The sequence below is a fragment of the Neobacillus sp. SAB-20_R2A genome, assembly GCF_049568635.1.
GTDB classification, from domain to species: Bacteria; Bacillota; Bacilli; order Bacillales; family Cytobacillaceae; genus Neobacillus; species Neobacillus citreus.
In genome coordinates this window covers 4,339,867-4,355,072 of sequence record NZ_CP145895.1, presented here as the reverse complement: position 1 = coordinate 4,355,072, position 15,206 = coordinate 4,339,867, and the positions used below count along the sequence as shown (strand labels likewise).

The window sequence follows — 15,206 nt, the reverse complement described above, 5'->3', positions numbered from 1 at the left end:
AAATGGAATTTTTAAAAGAGTGGGTTACAAATATCATTCTATTTATCCTGCTGGCCACGGTGATTGATATGCTGCTGCCAAATTCAAGCATGCAGAAATATACGAAGATGGTGACGGGCCTTTTGTTAATTGCCATTATTCTAACTCCTCTCTTCAAGATTATTTCAAAGGATTTTGAGGGAGCTATTGCAGCTATTCCTTCTTATCAGGCTCCTGAAGAAAAAAATATGAAAAATTTAATAGATTCGAAGAAAAAAGAAATACAAGCCTCTCAGCATGCATATATTTTAAAAGAAATGGCTGTCCAGCTAAAAAAGGGTGTAGAGGGGGAGTTAATGGAGCAGTATGGATTGGAAATCGCACAAATTGATGTAGAAACAAATGCAGAAAGTGACCGAGCATTCCCTGAAAACCTCCAAAAGGTAATGGTTCTTCTGAAACAGCCAGAAACAGGCGAAAAGACAGTCGAAGCAGTTAAACCAGTAGTAATCAACACAGAAGCACCTCTTCCATCTAAAAAACGGGCAGATGAAACAGAAAAAATTGCCGCATTTCTCTCTAAAAAATGGAACGTAACAGAAGAAACAGTTGATGTTTCGATTGAAGGGGGGATCCAGAAGAAAAATGGGTAATAATAAAGGGCCAATTTCATGGCTGAAAAAACTGCTTAGAATGGATGAGCAGGATGAAAAATCAGGTAAAAAGCCGGGAAAATTCCAGTATATGCTTCTTGTTCTGTGTATTGGAGCAAGCCTAATGCTTGTTGGAAATATCGTGTTAAAAAATGACACTGGCTCCACGGCCATTCCGGCAGCCACAACCGCAAAGACGGGTGGCGATGAGGATGTCGCCGCTTTTGGTTTGAATAAAAGCTCTGGCAATAAAACCATTGCTGAATATGAAGAAAAATATGAGGACCAATTAAAGAAAGCACTCCAGGAAATGCTGGGTGTCGATGATGTTACCGTGATTGTTAACATTGATTCTTCAGACAAGAAAATTTTCGAAAAGAATCGGTCAAACAAATCGCAAACAACCGAGGAATCGGATACTCAGGGCGGCCAGCGCAAGGTTCAGGATAATACCGTTGATGAGCAGCTGGTGATTATCCGAAATGGCGAAAAAGAAGTGCCGGTTGTCGTGGAAACCAAGAAGCCGGATATCCGCGGTGTCTTAGTCGTAGCGAAAGGTGCAGAAAATATTCAAGTGAAAAAATGGATAGTCGAAGCTGTTACACGGGTTTTAGGAGTTTCGAGCCATCGTGTATCAGTTGTTCCTAAAAAATAAAAGGGGGATTTTTAGAATGCTATTGAAAAAGCAAACAGTTTGGTTATTAACGATGTTGAGTCTGGTCGTGGTATTGTCGGTTTATTACATCACTTCTCCAGAGCAAAAGAGCACAGACCTTGCCTCTGTGGAGAAAAATGTGAAGAACGAGGTGGCAAATAAGGATACTAAAACGAAAACCGAAGCAAAGGATGGAAAAACAGTCGTTTCTACAGTTGCCGGTGATGCGGAATTTGAAGAGCTTCGCTTAAAGCTTGATGAACTGCGTGGCGAACAGAAGGAAGAATTAACAGCTACTATGGCTTCCACTGATCTTCCAGCAGAAGAGCGGATGAAAGCGAAGGATCAAATGCAAAAGCTGAATGACATTGCCCAAAAGGAAGAATTATTAGAAACGATGATTAAAACAATGGGCTATGAGGATGCATTGGTAAGAGCTGATGGTGAAAAGGTAAGAGTAACTGTTAAATCCAAGAAAAAGCCATCTGCTTCAGCTGCAAATAAAATAATCTTAGAAGTGAAAAAGGAGATCGGTGAAAGTAATTTTGTAGCCGTTACTTTCCAGCCGTCCAAATAAAGAGAGGTTAGGAAAGCGCTTTTGCGCTTTCCTGTTTTTGTGTTTTATAATTAAGAATATTGAACTCTTATTAAGTATTAAGGTATAGTATTAGTAGCAAGTAATAATTTTAATTTGAACAAGAGGGTGTTATTCAATGTTAAAGGTTCAAGAAATTCGCGAATTAATTAAACTTGTTGACCAATCCAGTATTGAAGAATTTGTATATGAAAACGAAGGCTCTAAAATTCAAATGAAAAAGAATAATGGTGTAACTGTTGTTCAGCCTGCTGTACAACCGGCAGCTGCGCTAGCTCCTGTGGCCGTTCAAGCAGCCCCAGTGCCGGCTCCGGCCCCGGAGGCACCTGTTCAAGCTGTTAAACAGGAAGCACCAAAGGCTGCAGCTGTTGAAACAGAGGATACGAATTTACATAAAATTACTTCACCAATGGTAGGAACATTCTATGCTTCCCCAAGTCCAGATGCAGAGGCTTATGTAAAAGCAGGTTCAAAAGTGACGAAGGATTCCATCGTTTGTATTGTAGAAGCGATGAAGCTATTTAATGAAATTGAGGCAGAAGTAACCGGAGAAATTGTCGAAGTGCTAGTTAAAGATGGCCAATTAGTCGAGTACGGACAGCCGTTATTTTTAGTTAAGCCAGAATAAGGAGCGTAACGGAATGATAAAAAAACTGTTAATTGCAAACAGAGGAGAAATTGCAGTTCGGATTATCCGCGCCTGCCGCGAAATGGGAATTGAATCGGTTGCGGTATTTTCTGAAGCGGACCGTGAAGCATTGCATGTTCAGCTGGCTGATGAAGCTTACTGTATTGGACCAACGTCATCAAAAGACAGTTACTTAAATGTTACCAATATTATAAGTGTCGCAAAATTAACAGGCTGTGATGCGATTCATCCTGGTTATGGATTTTTAGCAGAAAACGCCGATTTTGCCGAGCTTTGCCGCGAATGTAATATTACCTTTGTGGGCCCAAGTCCTGAAGCGATTACAAAGATGGGAACCAAGGACATCGCAAGAGAAACCATGCGGGAAGCAGGGGTTCCAATTGTTCCTGGATCGAAGGGGATCATTAATGATATTGACGAAGCTCTTGAGCTTGTCAAAAAGATCCAGTATCCGGTGATTATTAAAGCAACTGCCGGCGGTGGCGGTAAAGGAATCCGCGTAGCCAGAAACGAGCAGGAATTAATCAAAGGCATCAATATCACACAGCAGGAAGCGGCGACAGCCTTCGGAAATCCGGGCGTTTATATCGAAAAGTTCATTGAAGATTTCCGCCATGTCGAAATTCAGGTCCTTGGTGATAATTATGGGAATACCATTCATTTAGGTGAAAGGGATTGCTCGATTCAGCGCAGACTTCAAAAGCTTCTTGAGGAGACTCCTTCTCCTGCCCTTGATGGAGAGATTCGTGCGGAAATGGGAAATGCTGCTGTAAAAGCTGCAAAAGCGGTTGATTATTCAGGTGCTGGAACGGTAGAATTTATATATGACTACCGCAATCGGAAATTTTATTTCATGGAGATGAACACAAGGATTCAGGTAGAGCATCCTGTAACTGAAATGGTCACTGGAATTGACCTTATTAAAGAAATGATTCGCGTAGCAAATGGTGAAAAACTATCGTTAACCCAAGCGGATGTGACCTTCAATGGCTGGGCGATTGAGTGCCGGATCAATGCCGAAAATCCGGAGAAGAATTTTCTTCCTTCAGCTGGAAAGATTAATATGTACTTACCGCCTGGCGGGCTGGGAGTTCGGATTGATTCTGCTGCCTATCCGGGATACACCATTCCACCTTACTACGATTCCATGATTGCAAAGGTAATTGCATACGGCAGCACCAGGGAGGAAGCAATCGCAAGAATGAAACGTGCCTTAAGCGAATTTGTTGTGGAAGGAATTCACACAACGATTCCATTTCATTTAAAGCTTCTTGAGCACGAAAAATTCGTCGAAGGCCAGTTTAATACGAAATTCCTGGAGTTGTATGATGTGATGAAGTCAGTATAAATCTGGAGGGATCGCACGATGAGCGAATTTAGCATTTTGGAAATGGAACATGAGAACAATGGCCTGGGGAAAATCGAAATTGCTCCTGAAGTGATTGAAGTGATTGCCGGTATTGCCGCATCCGAGGTTGAAGGTGTAGCCGGAATGCGCGGAAACTTTGCAACAGGTGTGGTGGAGCGTCTAGGCAAGAAAAATCACGGAAAAGGCGTAAAGGTAGAACTGACAGAGACAGGAATCAAAATTGATGTTTACTGTTTAATGAAATTTGGAATTTCTATTCCATCAGTGGCAGGGAAAATTCAAGAAAATATCCGCCAAGCACTACTTAACATGACTGCACTCGAAGCAGAAGAGGTAAACATCCACGTAGTCGGCGTCCAATTCGAAACACAGAAAGTAGAACCAATTGTGGATGAAGAAGTATAAAAGCAAAAACCAAAGGATTCGCTCCTTTGGTTTTTTGTTTGCTAATAAGAAAGTATAAACTTTCTGTCGAAAGCTTTATACTTTCTTAACGCATAAATTCAACTACGCCTCTGTCTTCGTCCTATCGGACTCGCCAATCTGCGAGTTTACATTTATCCGGAGAAATCGATTTCAAAGTGCGAATCAATTTTAATTATGCTATTATCAATTTATGTCTAAGGTTTCGACATTATTTTAATACTATAATATGGATGAAAAATAGTCATAAATTACTTAAAATCCCTAAAGGAGTTAACGGTATAATGAAAAGAAGAACTGCAAGAGAAAAGGCTTTACAAGCACTCTTTCAAATTGATGTCTCACAGAGCGAGCCATCCTCTGCAATTGAACACGTATTAGAGGGGGAAGCAGGCGACGATTATCTATCCCGGCTTGTTCTCGGAGTAGTCGAGCATAAAGAAGAAATTGACAAGCTAATCATTGAGAACTTAGAAAAATGGTCCATTGATCGTTTGGCAGCAGTTGACAGAAATATTTTAAGAATAGCTGCCTATGAATTAAAATTTATGCAGCCTGATGTCCCTGAAAATGTAATTTTAGATGAAGCAATTGAGATTGCCAAAATATATGGAGATGACCAATCAAGCAAGTTTATTAATGCTATTCTTTCAAAAGTAAAACAAAAGCTTGTTATGGAATAACTAATGGATGGATAACGGGAAGGGAGAAAAGGAAAATGACAGCTGTTATTATCAATGGAAAAGAAGTCGCAGACAAAAAAAAGCATGAAATCGCCCAAGCGGTCTCAAGTCTGAAAGGTCAGGGGGTAACTCCGGGTTTAGTGGTTATCCTTGTCGGCAATAATCATGCATCCCGTACTTACGTCACCAATAAAGAGAAAACATGTAAAGAGCTTGGCATGAACTCATTATTAATTGAAATGCCGGAAGAAACGTCAGAGGCGGAACTTCTTGCAAAGATTGAAGAACTGAATAATGATGCTGCGATCCATGGCATTTTGGTCCAGCTTCCACTGCCAAAGCATATTGATGAGACAAAGGTCATCGAAACGATTTCGCCTTTAAAAGATGTTGACGGCTTTCATCCCATTAATATCGGCCGAATGATGACTGGACAGAAAACGTTTTTGCCATGTACACCATATGGAATTATGGTATTGCTCGAAGAATATGGAATTTCTGTTGCCGGTAAACATGCAGTTGTCGTCGGCAGAAGCAACATCGTCGGGAAACCGGTTGGCCAATTACTGCTTAATCAGCACGCTACTGTCACCTATTGCCATTCAAGAACGAAGGATTTAGCCGAGCAAACAAGACAGGCAGATATTCTGGTTGCAGCCGTGGGAATTCCAAACTTTATTACTGCTGAACATGTTAAAGAGGGGGCAGTGGTTATTGATGTTGGAATTAACCGAAATGAGGCAGGAAAGCTTTGCGGCGATGTGGCATTTGCTGAAGTTAGTGAAAAAGCTGGATACATAACTCCTGTTCCAAAGGGTGTGGGTCCGATGACGATAACAATGCTTATGTATAATACCTTACAGTCTGCGAAGGAAAGTATGAACCGCAAATAAGTCTAAGAAATTGTCCTTATCTATGATGATTAGCCCTTATGTTCTTTTTGCGGACAAACCGGGGGGCTAATTATATAATGGATAGGGACAGTTTTTATCTTGTGGACTTAAAAAGGAGAACTTATGCAGGAACAAAGATATTTATCTGTGAATGCTTTAACCAAATACATAAAAAGAAAATTTGATGCCGACCCGCATTTAAGGGATCTTCATGTGCGCGGGGAAATTTCGAATTTTAAGCAGCATTCAAGCGGGCATATGTACTTTACGCTAAAGGACGAAAAGGCGCGAATTCTAGCTGTTATGTTCTCAAGCCACTCCAGGGCAATGAGATTTCAGCCGGAAAATGGGATGAAAGTGATTGTCAAAGGCGACATCTCCGTTTATGAACCGAGTGGACAGTATCAAATTTATATTAAAGACATGCAGCCTGATGGAATTGGCGAATTATTTCTCGCTTATGAACAATTAAAACAAAGGCTTGAAGCAGAAGGCTTGTTTGCACCGGAGAGAAAAAAGGCACTGCCTCTGTTTCCAAAAACAGTGGGCGTCATAACCTCACCAACTGGTGCAGCCATCCGTGATATTATCACAACGATTAAAAGGCGATTTCCAATCGTCAATATTCTGGTGTTTCCTGCCCTTGTGCAGGGGGATAACGCAGCTCCTTCTATTGCAAAGGCTATTGAAAAAGCCAATAATAAAGACATTGATGTTTTAATAGTCGGCCGCGGCGGCGGTTCGATTGAGGAGCTTTGGGCATTTAACGAGGAACTTGTGGCTCGGGCCATCTACCAATCAGCCATTCCAATCATCTCTGCTGTTGGACATGAAACGGATTTTACCATTGCTGATTTCGTTGCTGATTTAAGGGCACCTACTCCGACTGGTGCCGCAGAACTTGCTGTTCCACATATAGAGGAATTGCTGGATCGAACCCTGCAGCGGCAAACACGACTTATTCGCGCTATGCAGGAAAAATTCCGCTATGAGAAAGAACGATTAAATCGCGTCCAAAAATCTTATGCTTTTCGTTATCCGCAGCGCCTTTATGAACAAAAGCTTGAACAGGTTGATAAGGAGACAGAAAGACTTGTGCGCGGCATATCGCGATTATTTTTATTAAAAAATGAGCAGTTAACTAATTTGGATAAATCACTCGAGCGAAACCACCCAAGTGAGGCATTGCAGGAAGCAGGAAAACATCTCGAACGTACCCATAAAGAATTGAACCGGGCATTAAAGCAAATCCTGACTAAAAAACAAACTGATTTTGACCATATGCTTTCGACCTTGCAGGCGCTTAGCCCTCTAAAAATTATGGAGCGGGGCTATAGCTTGTCTTATACAGAAGATAACAGACTTGTTAAAAGCGTCAATCAAGTGAGTGTGTCTGATCAGGTCCAAATCCAGCTGACTGATGGCAGTCTATTCTGTAAAGTGGAAGAGATAAAGGAGAGGGATAAAAGTGACAAATGAACAAAAGTTAACCTTTGAAGAGGCAATGAACAAGCTCGAACAGCTTGTCGGGAAGCTTGAGGAAGGAGATGTCCCATTAGAGGAAGCGATTATTTATTATAAAGAGGGCATGGAGTTATCTAAGCTTTGCCACGATAAATTGAAAAGTGTTGAGGAACAATTAACGCAAATTATTACGGAGGATGGACGTACGGAGAATTTCTCCGTGATTGAGGAGGAATAGATTTGGAAACCGGACAGTTAGAGGCATTTGCAAAACAATATAAGCAGCTGCTTGAAAGCAATCTTCGTTCTCTGGTTGGAAAGCTGGATGCACCGGCGATAATAAAAGAATCTATGATCTATTCCCTTGAAGCAGGCGGTAAGAGGATTCGACCTCTCTTAGTTTTTGCTACAATAGATGCATTTGGAATGGATCCGAAAAAGGGGCTTTCTGCAGCAGCAGCGATTGAAATGATCCACACTTATTCTTTAATTCATGATGATTTGCCAAGCATGGATAATGATGATCTTAGACGAGGAAAGCCGACAAACCATAAAGTTTTCGGTGATGCTGTTGCAACTCTGGCCGGGGATGCTCTGTTAACCTACAGCTTTGAGGTGCTTGGAAATATTCCAAATGACTCTATTACTGCTGAAACAAGACTAAAACTAATCGTGGAAATGGCTAAGGCAGCCGGCACGGAAGGAATGGTTGGCGGCCAGGTGGCGGATATGGAGGGAGAAGGAAAATCCCTGACCCTTCAGGAACTTGAATATATTCACATCCATAAAACTGGAAAGCTGTTAGGATTTAGTGTTTTAGCTGGTGCATTGATTGCCGGAGCGAATCAAAGTCAAATAGAGAGTCTGTCTGCATTCGCCCATCACTTGGGACTTGCCTTTCAAATTCAGGATGATATTTTGGATGTAGTTGGAAATGAGCAAGAAATCGGAAAACCGGTAGGAAGTGACACAACCAATTCAAAAAGCACCTATCCCAAATTGCTATCTCTTGATGGCGCGAAGGCGGCCCTCCGAGAGCAGACTCATCGAGCCAAAGAAAATCTGGCGAAAACCGGTTTAAATACGACATTATTAATGGAAATTACCGATTTGGTCGCTTCCCGAAACCATTAAAAAGCAGTGATTTGAGGCAATAGATTAAGTATGTTATAATTGTTTCCATGTGGAAAACGTTGTCAATCTGCCGTTATCACGATTGTGTTAGCGGCTATTTTATCATTATCTGTAAAGACACCTTAGAACGAAAAAGTATGAAAGTGAGTGGTCCATAAATGGATCTATTATCAATAAAAGACCCATCCTTTTTAAAAGGGATGTCCAATAAAGAACTGGAGGCTTTAAGTCAAGAAATTCGCCAATTCTTGATTGAAAAGCTGTCTGCCACTGGTGGGCATATCGGTCCAAATCTTGGGGTTGTTGAATTAACCATTGCTTTACATAAATGCTTTGACAGCCCAAAGGACAAAATTCTTTGGGATGTCGGTCACCAATCCTATGTCCACAAAATTCTAACCGGAAGAGCCTGTGAATTTGATACGTTGAGACAATTTAAGGGCTTATGCGGCTTTCCGAAACGGATTGAAAGCGAGCATGACGTGTGGGAGACAGGACATAGCTCTACATCTCTTTCGGCGGCTATGGGAATGGCAATTGCAAGAGACTTAAAAAAGGAAAAGAGCTTTGTCTTACCGGTGATTGGCGATGGGGCCTTAACAGGAGGTATGGCACTCGAGGCATTGAATCACATCGGCCATGAAAAAAAGGATATGATCGTTATTTTAAATGATAATGAGATGTCCATTGCCCCGAATGTCGGCGCGCTTCATAACATCCTTAGCCAATTGCGGACAGCGGGCAAATATCAATGGGTCAAGGATGAGCTTGAAGTCCTTTTGAAGAAGGTGCCTGCAGTCGGCGGAGTATTGGCTGCTACTGCGGAACGCATTAAAGACAGCCTAAAATATTTGCTGGTTTCCGGTATGTTTTTTGAAGAGCTGGGATTTACGTATCTTGGTCCGATTGACGGCCATAATTTCGAAGATTTATTTGAAAACTTCAGCTACGCCAAAAAGACCGAAGGACCTGTACTTCTTCACGTAATCACAAAGAAGGGGAAAGGCTTTAAACCGGCAGAGACCGATAAAACAGGGACATGGCATGGGACGGGCCCATATAAAATGGATACCGGCGATTTTGTTAAACCAAATAAAAAGCAGCCACCAGCCTGGAGCAGTCTTGTCAGTGAAACTGTGCGCAGGATGGCACGAAGCGATGAAAGGATTGTCGCGATTACTCCAGCCATGCCTGTTGGCTCAAAGCTTGAAGGTTTTGCAAAGGAATTCCCAGACCGAATGTATGATGTCGGAATTGCCGAACAGCATGCGGCTACTGTTGCGGCGGGCTTGGCAACCCAAAATATGAAGCCGTTCTTGGCGATTTACTCGACCTTCCTGCAGCGGGCATATGACCAGGTGGTCCATGATATTGCACGGCAGAATTTAAATGTTTTTATCGGTATTGACCGGGCGGGACTAGTCGGTGCAGATGGCGAAACCCATCAAGGTGTGTTTGATATTGCCTTCCTAAGACATGTTCCAAATATAGTGCTAATGATGCCAAAGGACGAAAACGAAGGCCAGCACATGGTTTATACGGCATTGACCTATGATGACGGCCCGATTGCCATGAGGTTCCCACGCGGCAATGGTTTAGGGGTTCCGATGGATGAGGATTTGCAGAGTCTTCCGATTGGGTCCTGGGAGGTTTTAAAAGAGGGCGATGATGCTGCTATTTTGACTTTTGGCACGACTGTTCCAATGGCCATGGAAGCGGCTGAAATTCTTGGAAAGCAAGGAATTTCAGTAAAGGTAGTAAATGCTCGTTTCATTAAACCTATGGATGAAAAAATGCTAAGCGGCATCTTGGACGAAAATATCCCTATACTCACCATTGAAGAGGCCGTTTTACAGGGCGGGTTTGGCAGCTCGGTTCTTGAATATGCACACGATAAGGGATATTATTATTCGCAAATTGACAGAATGGGCATCCCTGACCAGTTTATTGAACATGGGGATGTCGGTTCCCTTCTTGAAGAAATCGGGTTAACAACTGAAGAAGTTGTGAAACGGGTTTCCATTTTGGCCAGGAAAAAACAACAAAGGGCATAATCAATGAAAAATAAAGAGCGTTTAGATGTATTATTGGTGGAAAAAGGTTTATTTGAAACCCGTGAAAAAGCCAAACGGGCAATTATGGCAGGGCTCGTTTATGGAAATGAAGAGAGGCTTGATAAGCCTGGTGAAAAAGTAAAAATTGATATTTCACTAAGCGTAAAGGGAAATGTGCTCCCATATGTAAGCCGAGGCGGGCTAAAGCTTGAAAAAGCCCTCAAGGTTTTTGATGTAAGTGTCACGGATAAGGTTCTGATCGATATTGGTGCATCAACTGGAGGGTTTACTGATTGTGCCCTGCAAAATGGCGCCAAGAAGTCATATGCCTTGGATGTCGGTTATAATCAGCTGGCGTGGAAGCTGCGTCAAGATGAGCGGGTGGTAGTGATGGAAAGAACGAATTTCCGTTATGTCACACCTGCTGATTTAAGCGGGGAAATGCCCAATTTTGCTGTAATCGACGTTTCTTTTATATCCCTAACCTTAATTTTGCCTGTACTAAAAACACTTTTAGTCCCGGACAGCGACATAATTGCGTTAATTAAACCTCAGTTTGAGGCGGGCCGTGAACAGGTAGGCAAAAAAGGTATCGTACGTGATGAAAAAGTCCATTTGCAGGTTATTGACAAAATTATTGATTTTTCGATTACCCAAGGCTATACGGCAGCCAATTTATCCTTCTCTCCGATTACTGGCGGGGATGGAAACATTGAATTTCTTCTTCACCTTAAATGGGTAGGCGAACGGGAGGCAGGCGTTAACTCCCTGCCTGCAGAACCTGAGACAATAGTCAAAGAAGCACATAAAGAATTTCATACAAAACAACAATAAAAGGATGGGCGAATGCCTATCCTTTTTTGTTTGGCTTTTGTATATTACTGTATTTTTATGAAGAAAAAATGTACAAGTCTTCAAAAATGGGCTAACATATGAGTAGAAGTGCTCATTTTTTATTTAAACAGGAGTGGAAGAATGAATAAAGGTCAACGTCACATTAAAATAAGAGAAATTATTGCGGGAAATGATATTGAAACGCAGGATGAGTTAGTCGAGGAACTAAGAAGTGCCGGTTATAACGTAACCCAGGCGACAGTATCTCGTGACATAAAAGAATTGCATTTGGTAAAAGTTCCGTTAAGCGACGGGCGTTATAAATACAGCCTGCCTGCGGACCAAAGGTTTAATCCGCAGCAAAAATTGAAACGGGCTTTAATGGATGCCTTTGTCCGTATTGATTCGGCAGGCCATATGCTCGTGATGAAGTGTCTTCCCGGCAACGCAATGGCAATTGGCGCGCTGATTGATCACCTTGATTGGGATGAAATTCTTGGAACCATCTGCGGTGACGATACGATGCTGATTATTTGCCGGACACCGGAGGATACAGAGGTTATTACAAAGCGTTTTTTAGATATGCTTTAATTTGGGGGAGAGTCTCTTGTTGTCAGAACTATCGATTAAAAATTTCGCGATTATCGAAGCCTTAACGATTTCTTTTGAAAAAGGTTTAACTGTTTTAACGGGGGAAACGGGCGCGGGAAAATCGATTATAATTGATGCCATTCATTTGCTAGCAGGAGGTAGAGGGTCGGCTGAATTTGTCCGACATGGCGAAGATAAGGCAGAAATCGAAGGTTTGTTTCAAATTGACGAACCTCAGCATCCGGTCTACTTAAAGGCGCTTGAATTTGGCATTGATATAGAGGAAGGTATGGTCATATTGCGGCGGGATATTTCCCGCTCTGGCAAAAGCGTCTGCCGTATAAACGGTAAGCTCGTAACCATTTCAACATTAAGGGAAATCGGTTCCGCTCTTGTTGATATCCATGGCCAGCATGAACATCAGGAACTGATGGATGAAACGAGGCATCTGCCGCTTCTCGACCAATTTGGAGCAGAAGAAATCGTCGCCTCTTTAGAAGAGTACCAGGAGGTTTTTGCACGCTTTGAGAAGACGCGCCAGAAACTTAAAGCGTTAAGTGAAAACGACCAGCAGATGGCCCATCGTCTAGATTTGATTCTTTTTCAGTTAAATGAAATTCAAAAAGCCGATTTAAAGCTCCATGAAGATGAAGAATTAGCTGAGGAGAAAAGGAAATTGGCGAATTTTGAAAAGGTCTATGGGGCTTTTCAATTAAGTTATTCCGCATTAAACGGCGAGCAAAAAGGACTTGACTGGATTGGCATGGCTATGGGCCATCTTGAGGATGCCGGTTCCCTTGATAGCAACTATAAAGCATTATATGAACTAGTATCAAATTGCTATTATCAGTTGGAAGATGCGGCTCGTTCCTTAAGAAATGAAATGGATGACATGGAATTTGATCCGCAAAGATTACACGAAATCGAAGACCGCCTGAATGAAATTAACCAATTAAAACGAAAATACGGCAGAAGCATTAAGGAAATATTAGAATATGCCGCAAAAATAGAAGAAGAAATTGAAACATTGCAGAATAAAGAAACGCATATCAGTGAATTGGAAAAAGAATTGGCTTCCATCAATAAGGATTTAATTCTAGAGGCAAAAGAATTATCCGCCCTTAGGCAAAAGTGGGCTAAGAACCTCACTGGTCTTATACATACAGAGCTGAAGGAATTGTATATGGAAAAAACTGTTTTTGAAATACGAATCGAAACAGAGCCCCAGCATTTTTCAAAAACAGGAATAGACCATGTTCAGTTCTATATTTCCACAAACCCTGGCGAACCGCTAAAGCCATTGTCAAAAGTGGCATCCGGAGGGGAACTATCACGCATCATGCTGGCGTTAAAAAGTATTTTTTCCAAACATCAGGGAGTTACTTCGATTATCTTTGATGAAGTTGATACGGGTGTAAGCGGAAGGGTTGCCCAAGCGATTGCTGAAAAGATTTATAAAGTATCAGTAAATTCACAGGTTTTATGTATTTCCCACCTGCCGCAGGTTGCAGCGATGGCGGATACTCACCTATATATATCGAAACTGATTAAGGGTGGAAGAACGACGACTTCGGTTAAGCCGCTAAATGAACAAGAAAAAATAAAAGAGGTTGGCCGCATGATTTCGGGGACCGAAATTACGGAGTTAACGAAGCAACATGCGAAAGAATTATTGCAAATGGCAGAAGAAAATAAAAAAATTTGAAAAGCTATCCATCTTGGGTAGCTTTTTTATATAGAACAAAGTTATAAATGGTTGTCAAGGAGGCAAAATTATAGATGTAGCCATTTCAATTGCAGAAAAAGAAGCGAGGAGAGTGAAAAGATTTGAAATTAGAAATCGTTAGAAAAATAATTGGTGGAATTCTCCTTGTTTCATTATTCAGCCTTATTTTTTTTCAGCCTATGCGTGAGTATGTAAGTGTTCCGAAGAATATTACCCTTTTTGAGGGGCAGGATTTTAGCTTTAAAAAGGCTGCATTTGTTTCAGCTACGGTCCAATCACCCAATTCTAATATCACACTTGATCAGGAAAACCATTCAGTCGCTGTAAAAGCATCGGAAAACGGTAAGAACGAAATGCTATTAGAATTTGCAGGTATCCCCATTAAAAAGGTCGATGTAAACGTCTTAAAGGATTTTCGAGTGATTCCTGGCGGACAGTCGATTGGTGTAAAATTAAATACAGTTGGCGTATTAGTGGTTGGTCACCACCTAGTCAATACTGAAAACGGAAAGAAATCTCCAGGCGAAATTGCAGGAATAAAAATTGGCGATATCATTACAGAAATTAATGGAAATAAGATTGAAAAAATGGCTGATGTCGCGCCATTCGTTCAAAGTGCAGGGCAGGATGGAAAACCGCTTGAAATGGCAATCAGCCGTGAAAGCGGTAAATTTACAACGAAATTGACTCCTTTGAAGGATAAAGGAGAAAACAGCTATAAACTTGGTTTGTATATAAGGGATTCGGCTGCGGGCATCGGAACGATGACATTTATTCACCCGCAATCGAAGAAATATGGTGCGCTTGGTCATGTTATCTCGGATATGGATACAAAGCAGCCAATTGTCGTAGAAGATGGACAAATTGTCCGCTCTACGGTGACTTCCATTGAAAAGGGGAGCAACGGTGACCCCGGTGAAAAACTGGCCCGTTTCTCATCAGATCGTGAAATTGTAGGAAATATTAAAAAGAATAGTCCTTTTGGAATTTTTGGTGAATTGAACAAAGAATTAAAAAATGGAATATTGGATAAACCACTGCCAATTGCCTTATCCCATCAGGTAAAAGAAGGGCCAGCTAAGATTTTGACAGTGGTCAATGATGACAAAGTAGAAGAATTTAACGTAGAAATTGTTAGTACAATTCCGCAAAAGTTTCCGGCGACAAAAGGCATGGTCATCAAAGTGACCGATCCAAAACTGCTTGAAAAAACAGGTGGAATCGTCCAAGGAATGAGCGGCAGCCCAATAATTCAGGATGGAAAATTAATCGGCGCTGTCACCCATGTGTTTGTGAATGATCCGACCTCCGGTTACGGGGTTCACATTGAATGGATGTTAAATGAAGCCGGAATTAACATATACGAAATGCCGAAAAATAAAGCAAGTTAAATGATAAGCAAAATGGGATAACTTTCCTATTTTGCTTTTTCTTTGATATAGATTTTTCGACAAAAATTAGTTATAATTTGGAAAAATGGCGTTTTTAGTCGAATTAACGAGAA

The 15,206-nt window shown here is 41.5% G+C and carries 16 protein-coding genes; all 16 read left to right on the top strand.

Features of this window, described 5'->3' with window-relative positions; genetic code table 11:
- The first annotated feature begins 2 nt into the window (after window positions 1-2).
- The 16 genes from spoIIIAF to spoIVB all read left to right on the top strand — a co-directional run bounded on the left by spoIIIAF (window position 3) and on the right by spoIVB (window position 15,093).
- Window positions 3-632 carry a stage III sporulation protein AF gene (spoIIIAF, locus tag V5M37_RS21310; RefSeq protein ID WP_423799052.1) on the top strand — a complete coding sequence of 210 codons (630 nt, stop codon included), beginning with the start codon at window positions 3-5 and terminating at the stop codon, window positions 630-632.
- Window positions 625-1,287, top strand: coding sequence for a stage III sporulation protein AG (gene spoIIIAG, locus V5M37_RS21305; RefSeq protein ID WP_378584028.1), 663 nt, complete (start codon window positions 625-627; stop codon window positions 1,285-1,287). Before spoIIIAF ends, spoIIIAG begins: the two co-directional genes overlap by 8 nt.
- 16 nt (window positions 1,288-1,303) lie before the next feature.
- Window positions 1,304-1,864: a SpoIIIAH-like family protein gene (locus tag V5M37_RS21300; protein WP_213144900.1), complete on the top strand. Its 561-nt coding sequence runs from the start codon at window positions 1,304-1,306 to the stop codon at window positions 1,862-1,864.
- 136 nt (window positions 1,865-2,000) lie between these two features.
- Window positions 2,001-2,510, top strand: coding sequence for an acetyl-CoA carboxylase biotin carboxyl carrier protein (accB, locus tag V5M37_RS21295; protein WP_423799051.1), 510 nt, complete (start codon window positions 2,001-2,003; stop codon window positions 2,508-2,510).
- A gap of 13 nt (window positions 2,511-2,523) precedes the next feature.
- Window positions 2,524-3,879, top strand: a complete 1,356-nt coding sequence (gene accC / locus V5M37_RS21290) for an acetyl-CoA carboxylase biotin carboxylase subunit (protein WP_213144902.1) — start codon at window positions 2,524-2,526, stop codon at window positions 3,877-3,879.
- A gap of 18 nt (window positions 3,880-3,897) precedes the next feature.
- Window positions 3,898-4,305 carry an Asp23/Gls24 family envelope stress response protein gene (locus tag V5M37_RS21285; RefSeq protein WP_213120236.1) on the top strand — a complete coding sequence of 136 codons (408 nt, stop codon included), beginning with the start codon at window positions 3,898-3,900 and terminating at the stop codon, window positions 4,303-4,305.
- A gap of 302 nt (window positions 4,306-4,607) precedes the next feature.
- Window positions 4,608-5,006 (top strand): transcription antitermination factor NusB, encoded by a 399-nt coding sequence (gene nusB, locus V5M37_RS21280; protein WP_213144903.1) that lies wholly within the window; start codon window positions 4,608-4,610, stop codon window positions 5,004-5,006.
- A gap of 35 nt (window positions 5,007-5,041) precedes the next feature.
- Window positions 5,042-5,899 carry a bifunctional methylenetetrahydrofolate dehydrogenase/methenyltetrahydrofolate cyclohydrolase FolD gene (gene folD / locus V5M37_RS21275; protein WP_423799050.1) on the top strand — a complete coding sequence of 286 codons (858 nt, stop codon included), beginning with the start codon at window positions 5,042-5,044 and terminating at the stop codon, window positions 5,897-5,899.
- A 123-nt stretch (window positions 5,900-6,022) separates the two neighbouring features.
- Complete coding sequence (xseA, locus tag V5M37_RS21270) at window positions 6,023-7,378, top strand: exodeoxyribonuclease VII large subunit (RefSeq protein ID WP_423799049.1); 1,356 nt, start codon at window positions 6,023-6,025, stop codon at window positions 7,376-7,378.
- Window positions 7,368-7,601, top strand: a complete 234-nt coding sequence (locus V5M37_RS21265) for an exodeoxyribonuclease VII small subunit (protein WP_423799048.1) — start codon at window positions 7,368-7,370, stop codon at window positions 7,599-7,601. Before xseA ends, V5M37_RS21265 begins: the two co-directional genes overlap by 11 nt.
- 2 nt (window positions 7,602-7,603) lie before the next feature.
- A complete protein-coding gene (locus tag V5M37_RS21260) occupies window positions 7,604-8,497 on the top strand; it encodes a polyprenyl synthetase family protein (RefSeq protein ID WP_423799047.1) in 894 nt (297 codons plus the stop codon).
- A gap of 158 nt (window positions 8,498-8,655) precedes the next feature.
- On the top strand, window positions 8,656-10,551 hold the full coding sequence (gene dxs, locus V5M37_RS21255) for a 1-deoxy-D-xylulose-5-phosphate synthase (protein WP_423799046.1): 1,896 nt from the start codon (window positions 8,656-8,658) through the stop codon (window positions 10,549-10,551).
- Between the two features lie 3 nt (window positions 10,552-10,554).
- A complete protein-coding gene (locus tag V5M37_RS21250; protein ID WP_213144909.1) occupies window positions 10,555-11,385 on the top strand; it encodes a TlyA family RNA methyltransferase in 831 nt (276 codons plus the stop codon).
- A 141-nt stretch (window positions 11,386-11,526) separates the two neighbouring features.
- A complete protein-coding gene (ahrC, locus tag V5M37_RS21245) occupies window positions 11,527-11,976 on the top strand; it encodes a transcriptional regulator AhrC/ArgR (protein ID WP_213120243.1) in 450 nt (149 codons plus the stop codon).
- A 16-nt stretch (window positions 11,977-11,992) separates the two neighbouring features.
- Entirely contained in the window at window positions 11,993-13,681 is a 1,689-nt protein-coding gene (gene recN, locus V5M37_RS21240) for a DNA repair protein RecN (RefSeq protein WP_423799045.1), read from the top strand.
- A 122-nt stretch (window positions 13,682-13,803) separates the two neighbouring features.
- On the top strand, window positions 13,804-15,093 hold the full coding sequence (spoIVB, locus tag V5M37_RS21235; RefSeq protein ID WP_423799044.1) for a SpoIVB peptidase: 1,290 nt from the start codon (window positions 13,804-13,806) through the stop codon (window positions 15,091-15,093).
- Window positions 15,094-15,206 lie beyond the last annotated feature (113 nt).

Bases quoted from the DNA above. Each gene is read 5' to 3' on its own strand.
- spoIIIAG (WP_378584028.1), top strand. From the start codon at position 625: ATGGGTAATAATAAAGGGCCAATTTCATGGCTGAAAAAACTGCTTAGA.
- dxs (WP_423799046.1), top strand. From the start codon at position 8,656: ATGGATCTATTATCAATAAAAGACCCATCCTTTTTAAAAGGGATGTCC.
- V5M37_RS21250 (WP_213144909.1), top strand. From the start codon at position 10,555: ATGAAAAATAAAGAGCGTTTAGATGTATTATTGGTGGAAAAAGGTTTA.
- accC (WP_213144902.1), top strand. From the start codon at position 2,524: ATGATAAAAAAACTGTTAATTGCAAACAGAGGAGAAATTGCAGTTCGG.
- spoIIIAF (WP_423799052.1), top strand. From the start codon at position 3: ATGGAATTTTTAAAAGAGTGGGTTACAAATATCATTCTATTTATCCTG.
- nusB (WP_213144903.1), top strand. From the start codon at position 4,608: ATGAAAAGAAGAACTGCAAGAGAAAAGGCTTTACAAGCACTCTTTCAA.
- xseA (WP_423799049.1), top strand. From the start codon at position 6,023: ATGCAGGAACAAAGATATTTATCTGTGAATGCTTTAACCAAATACATA.
- accB (WP_423799051.1), top strand. From the start codon at position 2,001: ATGTTAAAGGTTCAAGAAATTCGCGAATTAATTAAACTTGTTGACCAA.
- V5M37_RS21300 (WP_213144900.1), top strand. From the start codon at position 1,304: ATGCTATTGAAAAAGCAAACAGTTTGGTTATTAACGATGTTGAGTCTG.
- folD (WP_423799050.1), top strand. From the start codon at position 5,042: ATGACAGCTGTTATTATCAATGGAAAAGAAGTCGCAGACAAAAAAAAG.
- ahrC (WP_213120243.1), top strand. From the start codon at position 11,527: ATGAATAAAGGTCAACGTCACATTAAAATAAGAGAAATTATTGCGGGA.
- V5M37_RS21285 (WP_213120236.1), top strand. From the start codon at position 3,898: ATGAGCGAATTTAGCATTTTGGAAATGGAACATGAGAACAATGGCCTG.